The organism is Micromonospora sp. HB375, from assembly GCF_017872985.1.
In the GTDB taxonomy this organism is placed as follows: Bacteria; Actinomycetota; Actinomycetes; order Mycobacteriales; family Micromonosporaceae; genus Micromonospora; species Micromonospora chalcea.
Window position 1 is genome coordinate 2734816 of the sequence record NZ_JAGGJO010000001.1, and the last position, 20699, is coordinate 2755514.

At 70.5% G+C, this 20699-nt stretch carries 19 protein-coding genes and 1 tRNA gene; 17 read left to right on the forward strand and 3 right to left on the reverse strand.

Translation table 11 applies throughout. The annotated features are described in order from the left end of the window. Window positions 1–10 precede the first annotated feature (10 nt). A complete protein-coding gene (locus J3R08_RS12730) occupies window positions 11–1741 on the forward strand; it encodes a CTP synthase (RefSeq protein WP_043324896.1) in 1731 nt (576 codons plus the stop codon). Then, the gene (locus J3R08_RS12735; RefSeq protein WP_043324895.1) at window positions 1738–2343 is read left to right on the forward strand and encodes an NUDIX hydrolase; all 606 of its coding nucleotides are present in this window, start codon (window positions 1738–1740) and stop codon (window positions 2341–2343) included. The genes J3R08_RS12730 and J3R08_RS12735 overlap by 4 nt, the downstream gene beginning before the upstream one ends. Window positions 2344–2409: 66 nt before the next feature. Here the strand turns inward: J3R08_RS12735 and J3R08_RS12740 are convergent, their stop codons facing one another. Then, a complete protein-coding gene (locus tag J3R08_RS12740; RefSeq protein WP_082930962.1) occupies window positions 2410–2781 on the reverse strand; it encodes a TM2 domain-containing protein in 372 nt (123 codons plus the stop codon). Window positions 2782–2952: 171 nt separating this feature from the next. Here J3R08_RS12740 and ald point away from each other — a divergent pair, with 171 nt between their 5' ends. From ald to J3R08_RS12785, 9 genes are all read left to right on the forward strand, one after another. Then, a complete protein-coding gene (ald, locus tag J3R08_RS12745; protein WP_064446395.1) occupies window positions 2953–4068 on the forward strand; it encodes an alanine dehydrogenase in 1116 nt (371 codons plus the stop codon). A gap of 11 nt (window positions 4069–4079) precedes the next feature. Then, the gene (locus tag J3R08_RS12750) at window positions 4080–5051 is read left to right on the forward strand and encodes a tyrosine recombinase (protein WP_064446394.1); all 972 of its coding nucleotides are present in this window, start codon (window positions 4080–4082) and stop codon (window positions 5049–5051) included. A 194-nt stretch (window positions 5052–5245) separates the two neighbouring features. Then, on the forward strand, window positions 5246–6169 hold the full coding sequence (locus J3R08_RS12755) for a ParA family protein (protein WP_013285595.1): 924 nt from the start codon (window positions 5246–5248) through the stop codon (window positions 6167–6169). A gap of 41 nt (window positions 6170–6210) precedes the next feature. Beyond that, a complete protein-coding gene (locus tag J3R08_RS12760; RefSeq protein WP_209961218.1) occupies window positions 6211–7278 on the forward strand; it encodes a ScpA family protein in 1068 nt (355 codons plus the stop codon). Window positions 7279–7282: 4 nt separating this feature from the next. Continuing rightward, the gene (gene scpB / locus J3R08_RS12765; RefSeq protein WP_209961220.1) at window positions 7283–8287 is read left to right on the forward strand and encodes an SMC-Scp complex subunit ScpB; all 1005 of its coding nucleotides are present in this window, start codon (window positions 7283–7285) and stop codon (window positions 8285–8287) included. Then, complete coding sequence (locus J3R08_RS12770; RefSeq protein WP_043324891.1) at window positions 8274–9044, forward strand: pseudouridine synthase; 771 nt, start codon at window positions 8274–8276, stop codon at window positions 9042–9044. Before scpB ends, J3R08_RS12770 begins: the two co-directional genes overlap by 14 nt. Before the next feature lie 171 nt (window positions 9045–9215). Next, window positions 9216–9896 carry a (d)CMP kinase gene (gene cmk, locus J3R08_RS12775; RefSeq protein ID WP_073831621.1) on the forward strand — a complete coding sequence of 227 codons (681 nt, stop codon included), beginning with the start codon at window positions 9216–9218 and terminating at the stop codon, window positions 9894–9896. Further along, window positions 9893–11299: a ribosome biogenesis GTPase Der gene (der, locus tag J3R08_RS12780; RefSeq protein ID WP_043324888.1), complete on the forward strand. Its 1407-nt coding sequence runs from the start codon at window positions 9893–9895 to the stop codon at window positions 11297–11299. Before cmk ends, der begins: the two co-directional genes overlap by 4 nt. Window positions 11300–11456: 157 nt before the next feature. Then, window positions 11457–11530: transfer RNA gene (locus J3R08_RS12785), tRNA-Pro, on the forward strand. 113 nt (window positions 11531–11643) lie between these two features. On the opposite strand, the gene J3R08_RS12790 is transcribed toward J3R08_RS12785, so the two are convergent. Further along, window positions 11644–12825 (reverse strand): tyrosine-type recombinase/integrase, encoded by a 1182-nt coding sequence (locus J3R08_RS12790; RefSeq protein ID WP_209961223.1) that lies wholly within the window; start codon window positions 12823–12825, stop codon window positions 11644–11646. A gap of 204 nt (window positions 12826–13029) precedes the next feature. Between J3R08_RS12790 and J3R08_RS12795 the strand changes: the two genes are divergently transcribed. Next, complete coding sequence (locus J3R08_RS12795; protein ID WP_209961225.1) at window positions 13030–13269, forward strand: hypothetical protein; 240 nt, start codon at window positions 13030–13032, stop codon at window positions 13267–13269. Window positions 13270–13271: 2 nt separating this feature from the next. Here the strand turns inward: J3R08_RS12795 and J3R08_RS12800 are convergent, their stop codons facing one another. After that, window positions 13272–13523 carry a helix-turn-helix domain-containing protein gene (locus tag J3R08_RS12800; protein ID WP_209961227.1) on the reverse strand — a complete coding sequence of 84 codons (252 nt, stop codon included), beginning with the start codon at window positions 13521–13523 and terminating at the stop codon, window positions 13272–13274. A gap of 829 nt (window positions 13524–14352) precedes the next feature. On the opposite strand from J3R08_RS12800, the gene J3R08_RS12805 reads away from it, so the two are divergent. The 5 genes from J3R08_RS12805 (at window position 14353) to J3R08_RS12825 (ending at window position 20668) form a co-directional block, all read left to right on the forward strand. Next, the gene (locus J3R08_RS12805) at window positions 14353–16470 is read left to right on the forward strand and encodes a restriction endonuclease (protein ID WP_209961229.1); all 2118 of its coding nucleotides are present in this window, start codon (window positions 14353–14355) and stop codon (window positions 16468–16470) included. A 680-nt stretch (window positions 16471–17150) separates the two neighbouring features. Continuing rightward, window positions 17151–17567 carry a hypothetical protein gene (locus tag J3R08_RS12810; RefSeq protein ID WP_209961231.1) on the forward strand — a complete coding sequence of 139 codons (417 nt, stop codon included), beginning with the start codon at window positions 17151–17153 and terminating at the stop codon, window positions 17565–17567. Beyond that, window positions 17564–19003, forward strand: coding sequence for a relaxase (locus tag J3R08_RS12815; protein ID WP_209961234.1), 1440 nt, complete (start codon window positions 17564–17566; stop codon window positions 19001–19003). Before J3R08_RS12810 ends, J3R08_RS12815 begins: the two co-directional genes overlap by 4 nt. Next, a complete protein-coding gene (locus tag J3R08_RS12820) occupies window positions 18993–20162 on the forward strand; it encodes a hypothetical protein (protein WP_209961236.1) in 1170 nt (389 codons plus the stop codon). Before J3R08_RS12815 ends, J3R08_RS12820 begins: the two co-directional genes overlap by 11 nt. Beyond that, the gene (locus J3R08_RS12825; protein WP_209961238.1) at window positions 20159–20668 is read left to right on the forward strand and encodes a DUF4913 domain-containing protein; all 510 of its coding nucleotides are present in this window, start codon (window positions 20159–20161) and stop codon (window positions 20666–20668) included. Before J3R08_RS12820 ends, J3R08_RS12825 begins: the two co-directional genes overlap by 4 nt. The last annotated feature ends 31 nt before the right edge of the window (window positions 20669–20699 follow it).

The window sequence follows — 20699 nt, forward strand, 5'->3', positions numbered from 1 at the left end:
GGAGCAGGCCTTGGCCCCTACAGCACGGACGACCAGGCACATTTTCGTCACCGGGGGCGTCGCCTCCTCGCTGGGTAAGGGCCTCACCGCCTCCAGCCTCGGCAGTCTGCTGACCGCGCGCGGACTGCGCGTGGTGATGCAGAAGCTCGACCCGTACCTGAACGTCGACCCCGGGACGATGAACCCGTTCCAGCACGGCGAGGTCTTCGTCACCGAGGACGGCGCCGAGACCGACCTCGACGTCGGGCACTACGAGCGGTTCCTCGACCGGGACCTCTCCGGCAAGGCGAACGTCACCACCGGCCAGATCTACTCGGCGGTGATCGCCAAGGAGCGGCGCGGGGAGTACCTCGGCGACACGGTGCAGGTCATCCCGCACATCACCAACGAGATCAAGGCCCGCATCCGCGGCATGGCCGACCCGGACGCCGACGGCCAGGTGCCCGACGTGGTGATCACCGAGGTCGGCGGCACGGTCGGCGACATCGAGTCGCTGCCGTTCCTGGAGTCGATCCGGCAGATCCGCCACGACCTGGGCCGGGACAACTGCTTCTACCTGCACGTGTCGCTGGTGCCGTACCTGGCGCCGTCGGGCGAGCTGAAGACCAAGCCGACCCAGCACTCGGTGGCGCAGCTGCGCAGCATCGGCATCCAGCCCGACGCGCTGGTGCTGCGCTGCGACCGGGAAATCCCGGACAAGGTCAAGGAGAAGCTGTCGCTGTACTGCGACGTCGACCGGGAGGCGGTCACCGCCGCCCCGGACGCGCCGAGCATCTACGACATCCCGAAGGTGCTGCACCGGGAGGGCCTCGACGCGTACGTGGTGCGCCGGCTCGGCCTGTCGTTCCGCGACGTCGACTGGACCCGCTGGGACGACCTGCTGGAGCGGGTGCACCAGCCGCGGCACACGATCACCGTCGCGCTCGTCGGCAAGTACGTCGACCTGCCCGACGCGTACCTGTCGGTGAGCGAGGCGATCCGGGCGGCCGGGTTCGGCCACCGCGCCCGGGTGAAGCTCAAGTGGGTGCCCAGCGACGACTGCGTGACAGCGGCCGGCGCGGCCGCCGCGCTGTCCGGCGTCGACGGCATCGTCATCCCCGGCGGCTTCGGCGTACGCGGCATCGAGGGCAAGGTCGGCACCGCCCGGTACGCGCGGGAGAACGGCATCCCGCTGCTCGGCCTCTGCCTCGGCCTGCAGTGCATGACCATCGAGGTGGCCCGCCACCTGGCCAACCTGGACGGGGCGAACTCCCTGGAGTTCGACGAGGAGGCCGTGCACCCGGTCATCGCCACCATGGCCGACCAGGAGGACATCGTGGCCGGCCGCGGCGACCTGGGCGGCACCATGCGGCTCGGGGCGTACCCGGCGAAGCTCGCCGAGGGGTCGATCGTCGCCGAGGCGTACGGCAGCACCGAGGTCAGCGAGCGGCACCGCCACCGGTACGAGGTGAACAACGCCTACCGGGACCAGCTCACCAAGGCGGGGCTGACGATCTCCGGCACCTCGCCGGACGGGCGGCTCGTGGAGTTCGTCGAGCTGGACCGCAACCTGCACCCGTTCTTCGTGGCCACCCAGGCGCACCCGGAGCTGAAGAGCCGCCCCACCCGCCCGCACCCGCTGTTCGCCGCGTTCGTCGGCGCCGCCGTGGCGTACTCGCAGGCCGACCAGCTGCCGGTGGACCTGGACGGCGCGGCGAAGAAGGCCGGCCGCGGCGGCGGCGCCAAGGCCCAGGCCAAGTGAGCGGCGTCGAGCACCGGTACGAGGTGACCGCGCGCCGCCAGATCTGGTCCGGCCGGATCTTCTCCGTGGTCAGCGACGACGTCACCATGCCCGGTGGCGGCGAGGCGACCCGGGACTACGTGCGGCACGTCGGCGCGGTCGCCGTGGTGGCGCTCGACGACGCCGGTCAGGTGGTGCTGATCCGCCAGTACCGGCACCCGGTCGGCCGGCACCTGTGGGAGCTGCCCGCCGGGCTGATGGACGTCGGCGGCGAGGACCTGGCCGCCGCGGCGCTGCGGGAGCTGGCCGAGGAGGCCGACCTGACCGCGGCGCGCGTGGACGTGCTCGTGGACCTGCACAGCTCGCCCGGCTTCTCCGACGAGGTGGTCCGGGTGTTCCTGGCCCGCGAGCTGGCCGAGGTGCCGGCGGAGCAGCGGCACGACCGGCACGACGAGGAGGCCGACCTCCAGGTGGTCCGCGTGGACCTGGACGAGGCGGTGCGGATGGTGCTGGCCGGTGAGATCACCAACGCGTCCTGCGTGGCCGGGCTGCTCGCCGCGGCCCGCGCCCGGGAGACCGGCTTCACCGAGCTGCGCCGGCCGGAGGCGCCGCTGCCGCGCTGATCGGGAACCGACGACGAAGGGGCCGCGCGGCGCTGTGCGCCGGGCGGCCCCTTTCCGTTGCGGTGGTCAGTCGCGCAGCGGGCGGCCCTGCCCGTCGACACCGCCGTTGACGAGGATCAGGATGCCGTCGACGAGGCCCCAGATCGCGCCGATGCCGCACGTCACGAGCGTGACGATGAGCTGGATGACACCGGTCTTGGTGTCGCCCATGTAGAACCGGCCGATGCCGAAGCCGCCGAGGAGGATCTGGAGCACACCCGCGACGACCTTGCTCTTGTCCGAGACGCCCTGCGGGTACTGCTGGTAAGGAGTGGTCATGAGCGGACACAATAGTGATCGACTCGCGTCCTGTCGGCCCCGGCACCCCGGTCGTGGAAGGATATTTACCGAACTCTGTCCTGTCGGCTGATGACGTCTCCACCGGCCAGCCTGGCCCATGCCTGACACACCGTCAGCACCAGCGGGCACCGGATGTCACAGTGTCGCCGTCCGTGGGCTTCCCACGGCTCTAGACTGCCGCCGGCGGGACCGGTGTACCGCGCCGGCAACGGAGCCGGCGCGGCGCCGCGCAGTCGGGGGTGAGCAGCCCCGGAGGAAGGTGTCTGCATCGTGAAGGTCGGAATCCCCCGCGAGGTCAAGAACCACGAGTACCGGGTGGCGATCACGCCCGCGGGCGTCAACGAGTTCACCCGCCACGGCCACGAGGTCTTCGTCGAGGCCGGCGCCGGCGTCGGCTCCAGCATCACCGACGACGAGTTCGCCGCCGCCGGCGCGAAGATCCTGGCCACCGCCGACGAGGTGTGGGACACCGCCGAGCTGGTCCTCAAGGTGAAGGAGCCGATCGCCGAGGAGTACCACCGGATGCGCGAGGGCCAGGTGCTCTTCACGTACCTGCACCTGGCCGCCTCCCGCGAGTGCACCGACGCGCTGGTCGACCGCAAGGTCACCGGCATCGCGTACGAGACGGTCGAGCTGCCCGACCGGTCGCTGCCGCTGCTCGCCCCGATGTCCGAGGTGGCCGGCCGGCTCGCCCCCCAGGTGGGCGCCTTCTACATGATGCGCACCGGCGGCGGGCGCGGCGTGCTGCCCGGCGGCGTCTCCGGCGTGTACGCGGCCAAGACCGTGGTCATCGGCGCGGGCGTGTCCGGCCTCAACGCCGCCGCCATCGCGCTGGGCCTGCAGTCCGAGGTGCTGCTGCTGGACAAGAACGTGGCCCGGCTGCGCTCCGCCGACGCCATCTACCGGGGCCACCTGCAGACCGTCGCCTCAAACGCGTACGAGATCGAGCGGGCAGTGCTCGACGCGGACCTGGTCATCGGCGCGGTGCTGGTGCCCGGCGCGAAGGCCCCGAAGCTCATCTCCAACGAGCTGGTCTCCCGGATGAAGCCGGGCAGCGTGCTCGTCGACATCGCCATCGACCAGGGTGGCTGCTTCGAGGACTCGCGCCCGACCACGCACGCCGACCCGGTCTACAAGGTCCACGACTCGATCTTCTACTGCGTGGCGAACATGCCCGGCGCGGTGCCGAACACCAGCACCTACGCGCTGACCAACGTCACCCTGCCGTACGCCCTGGAACTGGCCAACCAGGGCTGGCAGGCGGCGCTGCGCAACGACCCGGCGCTGGCGCTGGGCCTGAACACCCACGCCGGCAAGGTCGTCTACGGCCCGGTCGCCGAGGCGCACGGCATGGACGTGCTGCCGCTGGACGAGGTGCTGAGCTGACCGACGCCGCCGTGCGCGCGGCCGGCGCGGAACCCGCGCCGGCCCTGCGCCGCGCGGTCCGGACGTACCTGGACCACCTCACCGTCGAGCGCGGGCTGTCCGCGAACACGCTCGCCTCGTACCGCCGGGACCTGGACCGCTACCTCGCCACCCTGGCCGCCGCCGGGGTGGACGACCTGGCCGCCGCCGGGCCCGCGCAGGTCGAGGCCCACCTGGCCCGGCTGCGCGCCGGCGACGACGACCACCCGCCGCTCGCCGTCTCCTCCGCCGCCCGCGCCGCCAGCGCGGTACGCGGCCTGCACCGCTTCGCGCTGCGCGAAGGGCTCACCGGCGCCGACCCCAGCCGCGACGTCCGCCCGCCCGCGCCGCCGCGCCGCCTGCCCCGGGCGCTGCCCGTCGACGCGGTCCTGCGGCTGCTGGAGGCCGCCGGCCCGGCCGACGGCACCGGCGACGCCGCCGCCCGCGCGCTGCGCGACCGGGCGCTGCTGGAATTCCTGTACGGCACCGGCGCGCGCATCTCCGAGGCGGTCGGCGCCGCCGTCGACGACCTCGACCTGGACGCCGGAACCGTGCTGCTGCGCGGCAAGGGCGGCCGGACCCGGCTGGTCCCGGTCGGCGGGTACGCGGCCGACGCGCTGCGCGCCTGGCTGGTCCGGGGCCGCCCGGCGCTGCTCGCGGCCGGACGCGGCACCCACGCGGTGTTCGTCAACGCCCGCGGCGGCCCGCTCACCCGGCAGGGCGCCTGGGCCGTGCTGCGCGCCGCCGCCGCCCGGGCCGGCCTGCCGGTCGACGGCCCCGACGCGGTCTCCCCGCACACGCTGCGCCACTCGTACGCCACGCACCTGCTCGACGGCGGCGCGGACGTGCGCGTGGTGCAGGAACTGCTCGGCCACGCGTCGGTGACCACCACCCAGGTCTACACACTGGTCACCGTGGAACGACTGCGCGAGGTGTACGCGACAGCGCATCCGCGCGCCCGCTGAGCGCCGACGTGGCCGGCCCTGGCCGACGGGCCGCCGACACGCCGACCCGCTACCGAACGCGCTGCTGGCCGGTGGCGTACAGTCGGCATCGGCGCGGGCCTCCAGGTGCGACGGACCGGGGGTGCGCAGCGGCGCCGCGAGGGACGTCGGACGGCTCCGACGCCGGGTGGTCGTCGGGAGGGGGCAACGAGGACATGGCAGGAAACGGTGACCGTGCCGAGACCTGGACGTCGGAGCTCCGTGAGCAGCAGGCGACGCTCGGCGCCGATCTCGGCCCCGCCGACCCGGCCGCGTACACCATGCGCAAGCCGATCCCCGAACCCATGCCGACCGACCGGCACGGCCCGGCGCGGATCATCGCGATGGCCAACCAGAAGGGCGGCGTCGGCAAGACCACGACGACCATCAACCTGGGCGCGGCCCTGGCCGAGTACGGCCGCAAGGTGCTGCTCGTCGACTTCGACCCGCAGGGTGCCCTCTCCGTCGGGCTGGGCGTCAACCCGCACAACCTGGACCTGTCGGTCTACAACCTGCTGATGCAGGACGACGTCACCGCCGAGGACGTCCTGATCAAGACCGACGTGGCCGGGCTGCACCTGCTACCCGCCAACATCGACCTCTCCGCCGCCGAGATCCAGCTCGTCAACGAGGTCGCCCGGGAGATGGCCCTGGCGCGGGTGCTGCGCACCATCCGCAAGGAGTACGACTTCATCCTGATCGACTGCCAGCCCTCACTGGGCCTGCTGGCGATCAACGCGCTCACCGTCGCGCACGGCGTGCTCATCCCGCTGGAGTGCGAGTTCTTCAGCCTGCGCGGTGTCGCGCTGCTGCTGGACACCATCGACAAGGTGCGCGAGCGGCTCAACTTCGACCTGGAGCTCGAAGGCATCCTCGCCACCATGTACGACAGCCGCACCACCCACTGCCGCCAGGTGCTGCAGCGGGTGGTCGAGGCGTTCGGCGACAAGGTCTACCAGACCGTCATCACCAAGACGGTGAAGTTCCCCGAGTCCACCGTGGCCGGCGCCCCGATCACCACCCTCGACCCGGCCTCCTCCGGCGCCCGCAACTACCGGCAGCTGGCCCGGGAGGTCATCGCCGCCCAGGCGGACCGGTAGGGCGCACGCCGGCCGCCCGCCGCGTCGTCTACGGTTTCCCGGTGACCGCACCGCCCCTCGACCCGCCACACGACGCCGGCGACCCCGCCGTAGCCGCGGAGCTGGCCGCCGAGGTCGACGGTGTGGTGCCCGCCGACGCGGGCACCGGCGAGCAGACCAGTGGCTTCACGGTCCGGCTGGACAACTTCACCGGCCCGTTCGACCTGCTGCTCCAGCTGATCAGCAAGCACAAGCTGGACGTCACCGAGGTGGCGCTGCACAAGGTCACCGACGAGTTCATCGCGTACCTGCGGGCGATGGGCGACCAGTGGGACCTGGACGAGACCAGCGAGTTCCTGCTCGTCGCCGCCACCCTGCTCGACCTGAAGGCGGCCCGGCTGCTGCCCTCCGCCGAGGTGGAGGACGAGGAGGACCTGGCGCTGCTGGAGGCGCGGGACCTGCTGTTCGCGCGGCTGCTGCAGTACAAGGCGTACAAGGAGGCCGCCGCGCACATCGCCGAGCTGGAGGCGGTCGGCGGACGGCGCTACCCGAGGGCGGTCACGCTCGAACCCCGGTACGCCGAGGCGCTGCCCGACCTGGTGCTCGGCATCGGTCCCGAGCGGCTGCGCAAGCTCGCGGTCAAGGCGATGAGCCCGAAACCGGTGCCCGAGGTGTCCATCGCACACGTGCACATGGTCCGGGTCAGCGTCCGCGAACACGCCGGCATCATCGCCGACCGGCTGCGCCGCGCCGGGATCGCCACGTTCTCGCTGCTCTGCGCCGACTGTGAGATGACGCTCGAGGTGGTGGCCCGGTTCCTGGCGCTGCTGGAGCTGTACCGGCAGGGTCTCGTGGCGTTCGTGCAGGAGCAGGCGCTGGAGGAGCTGACCGTTCGCTGGACCGGCCCGGTCGACGGCGAGGCGGAGCTGACAGTCGACGAGTACGCCGGCAGCCCCGAACCCACGACCACGTCCGTCCCCGCCGCACCGGCCGACGCCGCGGCTGCTCCGGCCGACGTCGGCGCCGGGGTGAGCGACGCCGCCGTGCCGGGCGACGTCGCCGCAGATGCCGCATCCGACGCCGCCGTGCCCAGCGAGACGGCGGACGAACACGCACCGACGCAGGAGTGAACGGATGAGCGACCAGGAACGCCGCGACTCCCTGGCCGACCAGGCCGCCGCATGGGTGCCCCCGTGGGAGCGTCCCGCCCCGCCCCGGCCAGCCCCGGACGATTCCGACGCACCGGCCGAGCACCCGGACCCCGACATCCCGGACACCACCGATTCCCGGGAAGCAGATCTCGACGCGACACCGGATTCCTCGGCGGATCTTGGAAGCGAAGGGCCCTCAGAGGGGCCCATTCCTTCCAAGATCGCCACGGTTCAGGGGGATCTTGGTACGGGGACGCCCCTCGGAGGGCGGGACCGTACCAAGATCTCGGGAGAGGCCGGGACGGACGACGCCGGGGGAGACGTCGGCCTGCCCGCGCGGGACGCGGCGCCGGGGGCGGGTGGGGGAGCGGGTGCTGAGGGCGTACCCGCTAAGCGGGGACGGCGGCGGGCCGCGCCGGAACCGGTGCCCGCGCCGGTCCTGGACGACGCGGAGCTGCGCGGCGCCCTGGAGGCGATCCTGCTGGTGGTGGACCAGCCGGTCAGCGAGCTGGTCCTGGCCGAGGTCCTGGAGCAGTCCCCGGAACGGGTCGGCGCGATGCTCGACGATATCGCCGCCGGGTACACCGCCGCCGGGCACGGGTTCGACCTGCGCCGGGCGGCGGGTGGCTGGCGTCTCTACACCCGGCCGGAATACGCCACCTACGTCGAGCGGTTCGTACTGGACGGGCAGTCCGTGCGGCTGACCCAGGCCGCGCTGGAGACCCTCGCCGTGGTCGCCTACCGGCAGCCGGTGACCCGTTCGCGTATCTCGGCCATCCGGGGTGTCAACTGCGACGGGGTGCTCCGTACCCTGGTGGGTCGCGGCCTGGTCGAGGAGTGCGGCACCGAAGCGGACAGCGGCGCCTACCTCTACCGGACCACCACCATGTTCCTGGAGAAGCTGGGGCTGAACTCGGTGGACGACCTGCCGCCCCTGGCCCCGTTCCTTCCCGACGACGTAGAAGAGCTTGCCGATGCGACGCGATGACCGTGCCCCGAAGCCCGACGCCCCCGTGTACGAGGGCGCCGAGCGCCTGCAGAAGGTGCTCGCCGCCGCGGGGGTGGGTTCCCGGCGCGCCTGTGAAGACCTGATCTTCCGGCGCCGGGTCACCGTGAACGGGCGGGTGGCGCAGCTCGGCGACAAGGCCGACCCGGCCCGCGACGTGATCGTCGTCGACGGGGAGCGGCTCCAGGCCGACGTCCGCCTGGTCTACGTGGCGATGAACAAGCCGCGCGGCGTGGTCACCACCATGGCTGACGAGAAGGGCCGCACCGAGCTCGCCGACTTCATCGGCGCGCGGCTGGAGCAGCGGGTCTACCACGTCGGGCGACTGGACGCCGACAGCGAGGGCCTGCTCCTGCTCACCAACGACGGCACCCTCGCCCACAAGCTCATGCACCCGTCGTACGAGGTGCTCAAGACCTACCTCGCCGAGGTGGCCGGGCCGATCCCGCGCAACCTGGGCAAGCGCCTCGCCGCCGGCGTCGAGCTGGAGGACGGGCCGGTGAAGGTCGACGGGTTCAAGCTGGTCGACACGCTCGGCAAAACCGCCCAGGTGGAGCTGACCCTGCACGAGGGGCGCAAACACATCGTCCGGCGCCTGATGGCCGAGGTGGGACACCCGGTGTCCCGCCTGATCCGTACCTCGATCGGTCCGATCAAGCTCGGCGACCTGCGCACCGGGCGGCTGCGGCGGCTGACGAACGCGGAGGTCGCCGCCCTGTTCAAGGCCGTGGGTGACTGACCCGCCGATCGGGGTACGGCTGCCGGTAGGCTTCGACGCGGTCCGCGGGCCGGCGCGTGCCGCCCGGCGGGACGCCCGCGCGGCGCGGGCATGATTGACGACAGAAACCATCCGCTCAACGGCGCCCGGGAATCCGGGCGACCCGCGAGGTACGGGCTGAGGAGGACAACGGTGGAGGAGAACGTACCGGCCGGGCGATGTGTGGTCGCTGTGGACGGGCCGTCCGGTTCGGGGAAGTCCACCGTGTCGCGGCGGCTGGCCGCGGGCCTCGGCGCCCGCTACCTCGACACCGGCGCCATGTACCGGGCGCTGACCTGGGCGGTCCTGCGCTCCGGCGTGGAACTCACCGACGCCGAGTCGGTGGCAAAGGTCGCCGCCGAGGCCGACCTGCGCATCGGCACCGACCCCCAGGGGTACGCCGTGACGGTCGACGGCACCGACGTGTCCACCGCCATCCGCGGCGCCGAGGTGACCGCCGCCGTGTCAGCGGTGGCCGCCGTCGCCGCCGTACGCGAGCTGCTGGTGGACCGGCAGCGGCGGGTGATCGCCGACGCGGGCCGGATCGTGGTCGAAGGCCGGGACATCGGCTCGGTGGTCGCACCGGACGCGGAGCTGAAGGTGTACCTGACCGCCTCCGAGGCGGCGCGCGCGAAGCGGCGCAGCGCCGAGGACGCCGCCGACGTCGCGGCGACCGCCGCGGACCTGGCCCGCCGGGACCGCCTCGACTCGACCCGCAAGGTCAACCCGCTGCAGCAGGCCCCCGACGCGGTGGTGCTGGACACCACCGAGCTGGGCATCGACGAGGTAGTGGCCCGCCTGCGCGAGATGCTCACGGAGCGGGGTGCCGCATGAGCGACGATTTCGGCGGCTGGGTGGAGCTGCGCGAGCCGGAGGTCGACTCCGGTGAGCCGGCCGGCCCGCAGCCCGTCGTGGCCGTGGTAGGCCGCCCCAACGTGGGCAAGTCCACGCTCGTCAACCGCATCATCGGCCGCCGGCAGGCGGTCGTGGAGGACATCCCCGGCGTGACCCGGGACCGCGTGCCCTACGACGCGCAATGGAACGGCCGGGCGTTCACAGTGGTGGACACCGGCGGCTGGGAGCCCGACGCCAAGGACCGGGCCGCGGCCATCGCCGCCCAGGCCGAGACCGCGGTGGCGACCGCCGACGTGGTGCTGTTCGTGGTGGACGCCATGGTCGGCGCCACCGACGTGGACGAGGCCGCGGTGAAGATGCTGCGCCGCAGCGCCAAGCCGGTGATCCTCATCGCCAACAAGGCCGACAACACCACCATCGAGATGGAGGCGACCTCGCTGTGGTCGCTCGGCCTCGGTGAGCCGTTCCCGATCTCGGCGCTGCACGGCCGCGGCTCCGGCGACCTGCTCGACGCCATCCTCGACGCGCTGCCCGAGGCGCCCGCGATCGTGGAGAACCGGCCGCGCGGCCCACGTCGGGTGGCGCTGGTGGGCCGCCCCAACGTCGGTAAGTCCAGCCTGCTCAACCGCTTCTCCGGCGAGGAGCGGGCGGTGGTCGACTCGGTCGCCGGCACCACAGTGGACCCGGTCGACAGCCTGGTCGAGATCGGCGGCGAGACCTGGCAGCTGGTCGACACCGCCGGTCTGCGCAAGCGCGTCGGCAAGGCCAGCGGCACCGAGTACTACGCCAGCCTGCGTACCGCCTCGGCGATCGAGGCGGCCGAGGTCGCCGTGGTGCTGATCGACTCCAGCGAGGTGATCAGCGAGCAGGACCAGCGGATCCTCACCATGGTCGTCGAGTCCGGCCGGGCGCTGGTCATCGCGTTCAACAAGTGGGACCTGGTCGACGGCGACCGCCGCTACTACCTGGACAAGGAGATCGACCGCGAGCTGCGGCGCATCCCCTGGGCGATCCGGCTGAACCTGTCCGCCAAGACCGGCCGCGCCGTCGACAAGCTCGCACCCGCGCTGCGCAAGGCCCTCGCGAGCTGGGAGACGCGCATCCCGACCGCGCAGCTCAACCAGTGGCTCACCGCGCTGGTCCAGGCCACCCCGCACCCGGTACGCGGCGGACGCGCCCCGCGCATCCTGTTCGCGACCCAGGCCGGGGCGGCGCCGCCGCGCTTCGTGCTGTTCACCACCGGCCCGCTCGACGCAGGGTATCAGCGCTTCGTCGAGCGCAAGCTCCGCGAGGAGTTCGGCTTCGAGGGCAGCCCGATCGAGATCTCCGTACGCCCGCGCAAGAAGCTCGGCCCCGGCGGCCGGGGCAAGGCCCACGGCTGACGCGCTCTCTGCTTGCCGCTCTTGGTGTTGTCGCGCCACACCCTCCTAGGATGCTCTAGGGGGTGTGGCGCGCGGCGCGGGAGGGGCCTCTGCGCACGGTGCGAAGATCCTGCGCTAAGCTGTACCGGCTGCCGCAGGGGAGACCCGGCGGGGGCATCGGGACGTGGCGCAGCTTGGTAGCGCACTTGACTGGGGGTCAAGGGGTCGTCGGTTCGAATCCGGCCGTCCCGACAGTAAAAGAGCAGGTCAGGGCCTTGATTCACTTTGGTGGGTCGAGGCCTTCTTGCTGTTTCGTCTCACAATTCATCACGTACGCGCGTACTGGTGAATTTCGTGTCACGGAGTCACCCGAACAGGCCCGATTCCAGGTGCTCGGCGGCGACCTTGAGGTGGCTGTTGTCCGGGTGGACGTAGACCCGCTTGGCCAGCGTGCCGCCGTCCGCGTGGCCGGCCCAGGCCGCCAGCACGACGTCGGGCACCCCGGCGCCGGCGAGGTAGGTCAGGCAGGCGTGGCGGGCGTCGTAGGGCCGGACCTTCCGCACGCCGACCTGCTCCATCAGCTTGTAGACCCGGCGGCGCAGCCAGTCGGTGCGTTGGGGGCGGCCGAGCTCGTCGACCAGGACGTAGCCGCTGTCGACGTATGCCTCGCCCGTCTGCAGTCGTTCCTTCTTCTGCAGGGTCTGGAAGTCCTTCAGCGCCTTCGCGACCGTGGCCGGCATCGGTAGCCCGCGCTTGCCGGCCGCGGACTTGGCCTCCTTTTCCTCGACCTCGCCGTCGACGAGCGTCCGGGTGTTGTCGCCGGCGGCGATCGTCCCGGCCTCGAAGTCGACATCGGACCACCGCAGCCCGCACACCTCAGCGGGCCGCAGACCCATGAGCGACAGCAGGCAGGGAGCATGCAGACGCTCGCCGGTGATGCCGGCCAGGAACGCCTTCACCTCGTCCTGGGTCCAGGGCTTGCGCCTCGCCTTCTCCTCAGCGGCGGCCTTCGCCGCTGCCCGGGGGATGGTCACGAATGCCGCGACGTTCCGCACCACGAGCTGACGGCGAACCGCGACGTTCAACGCGGTCCGGAGTCGGCCGAGGGTCAGGCGGACCGACCGGACGCCCAACCCCGTTCCCGGCTTGCCGCCCCGGCGCCGTCCCTCCGTGAGCATCCAGTCGATCAGCGCCTCGATGTCGGCCTCGGTGAGGTCCTGGAGCGCCTTGATGCCGAGGCGGGCGCGGACCGGCAGGAGCGCGTCGCGGTAGTTCGCGGTGGTGGCCTTCTCGACATCGCGAGTGGCGGACGCCAGCCACTCGTCGAGGAACTCATCGACGGTGATCCTGCCGGGCTTGACGTACGTGCCGCGGTCGGTCTCGTGCTTGATCCGGGCGTACTCCGCCTTGGCCTCCTTCCTGGTGTCGAACGTGTAGGTGCGTTGGTCGCGACGTCCGTCCGGCTTGCGCCCGACGTCGAGGACGAACCGGTAGCGGGTCTTGCCGCTGCGAAGGGTGACCTTCTTGATCGGGTCCGAGGCGCTCACGTGCGTCCTGTTCCTTCCATGAGGGATGGGCTGCCGCCCTGGTCTCGTGCGTGAAGCTACTGCGCACTTGACCGATGGTACCTAGAATAGGTACCTATTCGCGGTCCCGTCGGACTCGTGGGTTGGTGATTGGTGATAGGCGGTGTGGGATGTGGCAACCTCGACTCGTCACCTAGCCGTTCTGACAGTTCGAGGAGTTGAGGCATGCCGCGACAGCGTCCTGTCGCCGAGAACCTGCCGCCGCTGCCGACGCGGGAAAGGCGGGATCAGCAGGTCAAGATCCGCCTCACACCCTCGGAGATGGAGAGGCTGACGGCGGTGCGGCCTGATCTCACGCCGTCCGGCATTCTCGCGCTGCTCGTCGACGACGTGCTCGCCGGGCGGTACCGGCCGGCGTGGGCGGCCGCTGCGCCCGACGAGGCCGGCCATCAGCGAGAGACGTAGACTCAGGTGTCCGTTCGCACTAGAGGATCCTCGCGGCCGGACTGCTGCCGTTCGATGCCAACGAGCCTAAGCAGGTCCGCCGTACGTACGCGGTAGGTGGTTCCGATCCGAAGCACCGGGCAGGGGAAGGCGCCGCTCTTCGCCAGTTCATAAGCCTTCGTGCGGCCCACGCCGAGAGCGCGAGCGGCGGTCGCGAGATCGACCATCGCCGGTAGTTGGAGTAGCTCGTCCCGGTTGAGAGTGCTGACGGTCATCACCCTGCTCCTTAGGTCGAGGGGAGCGGACGCCTGGGCGTCCGGCTGGAGAGGCATGGTCTGACATGCCTCGACACGACCATCCGGTTCGGGCGTTGCTTGTGGCGCTACCTCTCCTTCGGCTGCCCAAGTCGGAGCGTCGGTAGCGCCTCGTTCATCCGGCACCGGCTACCGCTGAAGGCGCTGACGGCACCGCAACCAGCGGGATCGCAGATCTGCGGGGCGGAAGTTCGGTGTGCCAGGCGCCCTCGGGTGTTTGCGCGGGGAGAAGTTGTTCAGGATCAGGCAGAGTCGTTGGTCGGGCAGCGGCAGTGCGGGGTCTTGAGGAAGCTGTGAGACTCGCGCCAGCGTTTGCTGTCCCGGATGTGGTAGCGCCGTTTTCCTGGCCAGGTCCAGTGCGGCGATCATGTGTCGCAGGCCCCGGTCGCGTTGTGTCGTTGGCCCGCAGCCGGACCTGGCGTCCCTGATGTCGCCAGTCCCGGCGGGGTCGCAGGTTCAGCGGCTCGAACTTGTCCACACACAGGACCCGCCCATCGGCGGATGGATGGCCGTAGAGGTCGGAGATTCGGCGCATCTTCGACATGAAGTCGGGGTGGTCGACGCTGATCCCCGCGACGTGGCCCGGCAGCGATGAGGTGATCGCGCGGCTAGAGACGCGACCAGCAGGAGAACGGTTGGCCGAGGAACAGGGGGTCTGATGCCTCCCGGGCGCCCTGATAGCCCGGGTGCAACGCGACCGTCGTGGGTGCGTGCTCGTGCAATCGTGAATGAGCCAGAGAACTCCGCAATGGTATTGATTACTTTTTTAAAAACTTTTACTATGGCGACCATGGCGCAGAGTGACACCTTCGGCCGTCCCCAAGATCTTGCCGAACAGAGGGCGCTCTGGCGCAAGCAGGCCAGCGCGATCCCGGGGCTGCTCGGCGGTAAGGCCGTGTGGCTTCGGCTGGTCCTTGAGCTCGTTAAGCAGGTTGGCGAAGGTCGCGCGGTCGGCCTTGACATGAAGCCGGAGTTGTCGTTTGACATCGAGAGCGTCGAACGACGTCAAGGCGGCGCAGCTCCCAGGATGGAGCCCGCGACATGGCGGGCCTACTACGGCTTCCTTCGCGGCCTCCAGCTCGTCGGAAACGCCGCGGACGAGCTTCACCTAACCGCGACCGGCTTGCAGCTTCAGTCCGATCCGACGCCTGCACGTCTGGCGACGATCCTGGCCGACCGCATCAGGCTGTTCGCGGAGGTACTATCGCTGATCGCCGTGGAGCCGCTAACCGTCGACGAGGTTGATGAGCGTATTCGAGCGCGATATAAGCAGTCTTGGAAAAGCAAGGGGAACACTCGTATCCGGATGGACTGGCAGGAGGTTCTCGGCCTGATCGAGGCAGTCGGCAACCGGCGGTGGGGCATCACGCCAGCTGGGCGGACTGTGCTCGTAGGTCGTGTGCTGGTAGGGCCGGAGGCTTTCCGTGCAGCAGCTGTTAGCGTGGCCGAGCTTCCTGAGGCTCCGGCCGAGATTGCTGCTCTTCTGGAGGAATTCTCGACGTCGGCGCGCACGCATGAGTCGCGCAACACCTACAACATTTGGGTGCCGAGTCCGCCGTCGAATCCCAATAAGGTCGAAAATCTCAGAACCATCATGAACGCGACCCTGGGGCGGATTGAACGAAGAGAGCTCTTTTCGTTCATTAGCGAGACGTTCGACCTGAGGCGCAGCAGCGTGGAGTCGATGCTGCCGTTCTTGCGGGCGTCAGGTCTTCTCATCGAGGTGGGTCGCGGGGTTTTTGAGGCCACGCCAGCGGCGAGAGCATGGGTCGAGTCGGGTGAGGACGTAAACTTCTTACGAATCTTGCACGCCCACATGCGATTCGTCGGCGAGATGATCCGTGCGGTGGAAAATGACGTCACTCGAAATGAGATGTACTCTGAAGCTGCCCAATTCGGGTTGAACATTGATAAGTGCCGCTGGATTGCTAGCTTCCTGCTCAACACCGGACTAATCGAGGAGCCGCGCTACGGGAGTCTCCGGGCCACGCCGCGAGGGGCCGCGCTGGCGGCTGAGTTGCCTTTAGCCGACGTGCCGAGCACTCCGCATGGGCGTTCAGCTCAGACGCAGGACGCTCGACGGGTGCCGGATGGAACTCAGCCGCTTCAGGTGAAGCAGGACCTAGCCCGCCTCTCCAGGGACCCTCTGGCCGGAGGCGAAGGTGCCGGCCGGGCTTTTGAGAAAGCCATCTGTGACTCTTTTCTCGCTATGGGGTTCGAGGCTCGCGCGATCGGCAGATCTGGCGACACGGACATCCTTGTCCGATGGCGTAACGGCGACGGTTCACAAGCGACGGCGATCATCGAAGCGAAGGCGCGATCGTCCGGCCATGTTACCCACACCGACGTGAGCGATGTAGCGATCGAAACGCACAAAGGGCGCCATCATGCCAGTTTCATCGCAATCGTTGGTCCCGGCTTCAGCGGTGACACCATTAAGAACATGGCGTCGCAGAAGAAGTGGGTGCTGCTAGACGCCGACCGGTTGGGAACGCTTGCGGAGGCCTCGATCGCCTTGGGGCTTCGGCCGTACGAAATAGGCCAGTTGTTCCTCGTTCCGAACGGACTTTCGGATCTCGACGATTTGATCGCGGACCGCCGGCGGGAGTTGCAAATCGTGTCGTTCCTGCTTGCCAAGCTCGCTGAGGAGGAGAGAGAGGCGGGCGAGGCGATTTCTGCCCGAGATATTTCTCGGGACGGGCGAAGAACGGAACTCCGTCCGAGTGTAGAAGAGATCGTCAATGCGATTGACGTCATGTCAGGCTTGCACGCTGGTGCCCTGCGGCTGGTCGATCCAGCCGACGACCCAAGATTCGCGACGTACGTTCTCGGCGATGCTCTAGCGGGAGCGAGGCGCCTCCGCGCGCTAGCCGACGCCATCGAGTGCCGACCCAGCGAAGCCCAGTAGGCCCTGGTACGCCTGTGAGTCCAGCTCGATGAAGGTGAGACCTCAGGCCGATACCGACAAGCGAACGCCCGCGAGTGAGCCGCGAGCCGCATAACGGCTCCGGCCGGCACCGCTCGGCCGTTGAGATGACTAGTGCGGCGGCGTCGCCCTTGCTCTGCTGTCGGAGCAAGATATGGCCATTGCTTATCGATCTGCGACCGTGCGCGGTCGCAGATCGGCAATGGAGGCAGGCCCGCACACCCCGCGCCGGCCCCGTGCAGACGTTCGGTTGAGTGCGGCCAGGTAGGTGCGGACGATCGGGACCAGTCTCCGGCCCACGCCCAGGCGTAGCTTGACGAACGGCGGTGGGGTGGAATCGCAGGACTACACCTGCTACCGCGCCGCTTCCGCTCCTCGCCGCTGCGCGGCTGCGGTGCGGGTCGGCTTGCTCTCGAATGACTACCGCAGCGCCCGCCGGCGACCGCAACGACGCCAGCAGGTCGGCAGGCGCAAGCTTGGCCGTCCCAGACCAGCGCGGCAGACCGCGCCCGAGCTGGTCTATACCGAGGGCAGTCGGTGGGTACGCGGACGGACCCCACTCAGGCATACGTGGCCGAGACCTCGTACGCCGACAGCCCAGCGGCGCTGGTAGCCCCGGACGCTCACTTGCCGGCAGCGCCCGGGGCGCACAGTGGCGGGTGATGGAAAACGATCAGCCCGCCCCACCCCGGAAGGCCCGGCACCGTGCCCACCAGCGGCCGGCCCGCCCGCACGCGATGCTGCTCCGACTATCGGACGAGGAAAAGGCTGCGATCGACGCGGCAGCCGCAGCCGCAGGCCTGACCCCCACGGGATACGCGGCCAAGGCGGCCGTCGCCGCCACGACCGCCGGCCAAGCTCCCAGCGACGCGATCGGTGACCTGCGAGGCCTGCAGCATGAGCTGTTCGCTGCCCGCCGCGCCGTGGCGATGTTTGGCAACAACGTCAACCAGGCCGCCGCGGCCTTCCACGCCACCGGCCAGCTACCGGACTGGACAACCGACGCCGTCCGCCTTTGTGCCGCAGCGGTGGCTCGGCTCGACGAGATGATCTCCATGATCCACCGGAGACTGCGGTGATCACCCGCGTGCACCGACGCGGCTCGCGGGTCGGCGGACTGCTGCGCTACCTGTGGGGCCCGGGCAAGGCGGAGGAGCACACCAATCCCCACCTGGTGGCCGCCTGGGACGGCGCGGGTCCGTTGACGGACCTGGAGCCCAAGGCCACTGCCGGCGGCAGGCGGGATTTCCGGGCGCTGACGGCGTTGCTCGAGCAGCCGGTCCGGGCGGGCTACCGGCCGCCGAACAAGTTCGTGTGGCACGCCAGCATGCGGCTGGCGCCCGAGGACCGGCACCGGGCCATCAGTGACTCGACGTGGGCGGGCATGGCGGTGCAGATGCTCACCGAGGTCGGGATCGCCACTACCGCGACTGATCCGGGCCTGCGGTGGATCGCCATGCGGCACGCCGATGACCACGTACATATCGTCGCCACGCTGGTGCGCGAGGACGGGCGTACGAACTGGATGCGCAACGACTACCCGCGCTGCGTCAAGGCCACCTACCACGTCGCCCGCCGCTACAACCTGCACCGCCGGGTGCCGCCGGCGGACCGGACCGCCCACTGCCGTCCCCACCCGGTGGAGGTCAGCAAGGCCCGCCGCACCGGCCGCGCCCAGGCACCCCGCGACGAGCTGCGCCGGCGCGTACGCAGGGCGGTGGCCGCAGCCGGCTCGGAGGAGGAGTTCTTCACCCGGCTCCGGGAGACAGGGGTGCTGGTCCGACTCCGACGCAGCAGCACCAACGCCCAGCAGATCACCGGGTACGCGGTGGCGCTTCCCGGCGCCCGGACCGCCGGCGGACAACCGGTGTACTTCGGCGGCGGCCGGCTGGCGCCCGACATGACCCTGCCCAAGCTGCGGCTGCGCTGGGGCACCCCGGCGCCACAGCCGACGGCACCATCGGTCGGCCGCAGCGAACGTGTCGAGGCAATGCGCCAGGCCGCCGATGTCGCCACCGCGGCCGCCGACGACATCCGCGACGCTGCCCGTACCGAACCGGGCCGGGCACAGGCCACCGCGGTCGCTGCGGCGGATGTGCTCGTCAGCTTGGCGTACGCGATGGAGGGTGACCGGCGCGGGCCGCTGCACCGGGCCGCCGAGGTCTTCGACCGGGCGGCCCGGGACCTGTACGGGCGGGTCCGTCGGCCCACCGGCCGCTGCCAGGAGATGCGCGCCATGTCGCGGCTGGTAGCGCTGATGGGCCGCATCTCCGGCGACGACGACGCCATCGCCGCGCTCGCGCTGGTGATGGACCTGGCCCGCCTCGCCGACACCCTCGAGCAGCTGCGCACGGCACAGCAGCGCCTCCACCAGGCCGAGGCGGCCCGGGCCGCGGCCGATGCGTTGCGGCTGGTAGCGGGTGGCTGGCAACTGGCGGTAGCGCTGCCGCTCACTGCCACGCCCATTCCCGAACCGACAGTGGGAGGCGGCCGACGTGTTGGACGTGGCCGCTGAGCAGGCAAGGGAGGTGCACGTGCCGTACCCGCAGCAACACGAGGACCCGATGGCCGAGACCCGCCACCAGTTCCTGCAAGGGCTGGCCACGATGGCAACCGTCGGCGAGGCCGGCGCCCGCTGGGCCGCCGTCGGCATCCAGAACAAGGCCGCCGACCGCGAACGCCAAGCCCGCCGCGACCAGGCCACCGCGGCAGCCCGCCGCGAAGCCGACCGACTGGCCGCCAAGGTACGCGCGGACCGCGAACGAATGGCAGCATCACTCGACGGCGACTGGCTGCTCAACAAGGCCACCTTCGCCGAGGCCGCCGCCGTCTGGCGCACCGCGACAATCCACGCCGGCACCGACCCGGTCGCCCGGCGGGCAGCAGACTTCGCCGAGCAACGACTACGCCAGTTCCGCCCGGACCTGATGGCCGCCTACGAACGCCGCCGGCAGGCTGGCAGCGCCATCCCCGAGGCTATGCGCGCCGCTGCCCAGGAAGTGTGGGAGAACGACGCGCGTGCGGGCTACCGCCAGCACGGTGCTCGCGCCCACGGCGGAACGCGCGACCGTCAGAGGATCACCCCTGACGGGCCCGCCGCTGTGCAGCAGGGTGGCCGTGAGCAGGTCGACGACTTCGACGCCGCCGTCCGGAAGGAGGCCATGACGCTGGCGGAACACGTACGGCCCGAAGCCCTCGACGAGCTACAGCGCCAATGGCGAGCCAACGGCAAACTCCCCGCCGGCGAACCCGTGCAGCTCCTCCGCGACCTCGCCGCAGAGATGAGCCAAGCCATCAGAACCGGTGACGCCTACGGACAGCCCGTCGAAGGCATCCGCCTCGCGCACAGCCAGGTGGAGGAGGCCCTGGCCCGCGACCTGCACGGCAGAGCTGCCGCTGAGCGCGGTGAGGGAGTCCGAGACGGCGGGATGCCGGACGATCCCCGTACCCTGGTTAACGAACACGCGACCGGGGAGACGGCGAGCGTGGTCCACGACGACAACGCCGACCACACCGCCGCCACCGCCTCAGTCCACCACGCCGAGGTCCTCGCAACGCCCGCATGGACGCAAGCCTTCCCCAAGCTGCGCATCGCCCAAGTCAACGCGGTAGTCGTCGCCAAGCAGTCCGCGGCAGCGACCACCGCAGTCCAGATGCGCGGCAGAGCTCGATGACCGCCAGCTCGTCCCAGCAGACCCCCAACGAGGCGCCAACCCAACTCGATGAGCTTGCCGCTGAGGTGGCGAGACTGACGAAGCAGGTTACCGACCTCCAGCAGACCCATGCCGAGCGTGGCCACGCTGATGACGAGGGCGATCAGCCGCCGCTGTACTCCACGGTCGAGGAGTGGATGACCAACTACCTGCTGCCGACCTTCCCGCGTCCGAGCGGCGAGGTCGGCATGACTCGCTGGCACTGGTGCGAGCAATGGTGGCGCCACGACGAGGCGGTCACCCGGTTGACCGCCCTCTGGTATGGCTGGGAACAAGCCCGCCTGCAGATGACCGGCATGCTGCACTGGCTCAGAGAACTCGACCACCAGCTGCCCATCCTGTACGGCGGCGACGGGCCGTTCCGCAACTGCGCCGTGAGCGGCGACCTCGGGGCGGCACGGCACCACTCGTCTCCGGAGATGCCGGCCGAACCTGCGCCAGCGGAGTGGTGGAGTTGGTGGGACTGACACCCGTCGCAGGTGGCGATGTGCAAGCCCG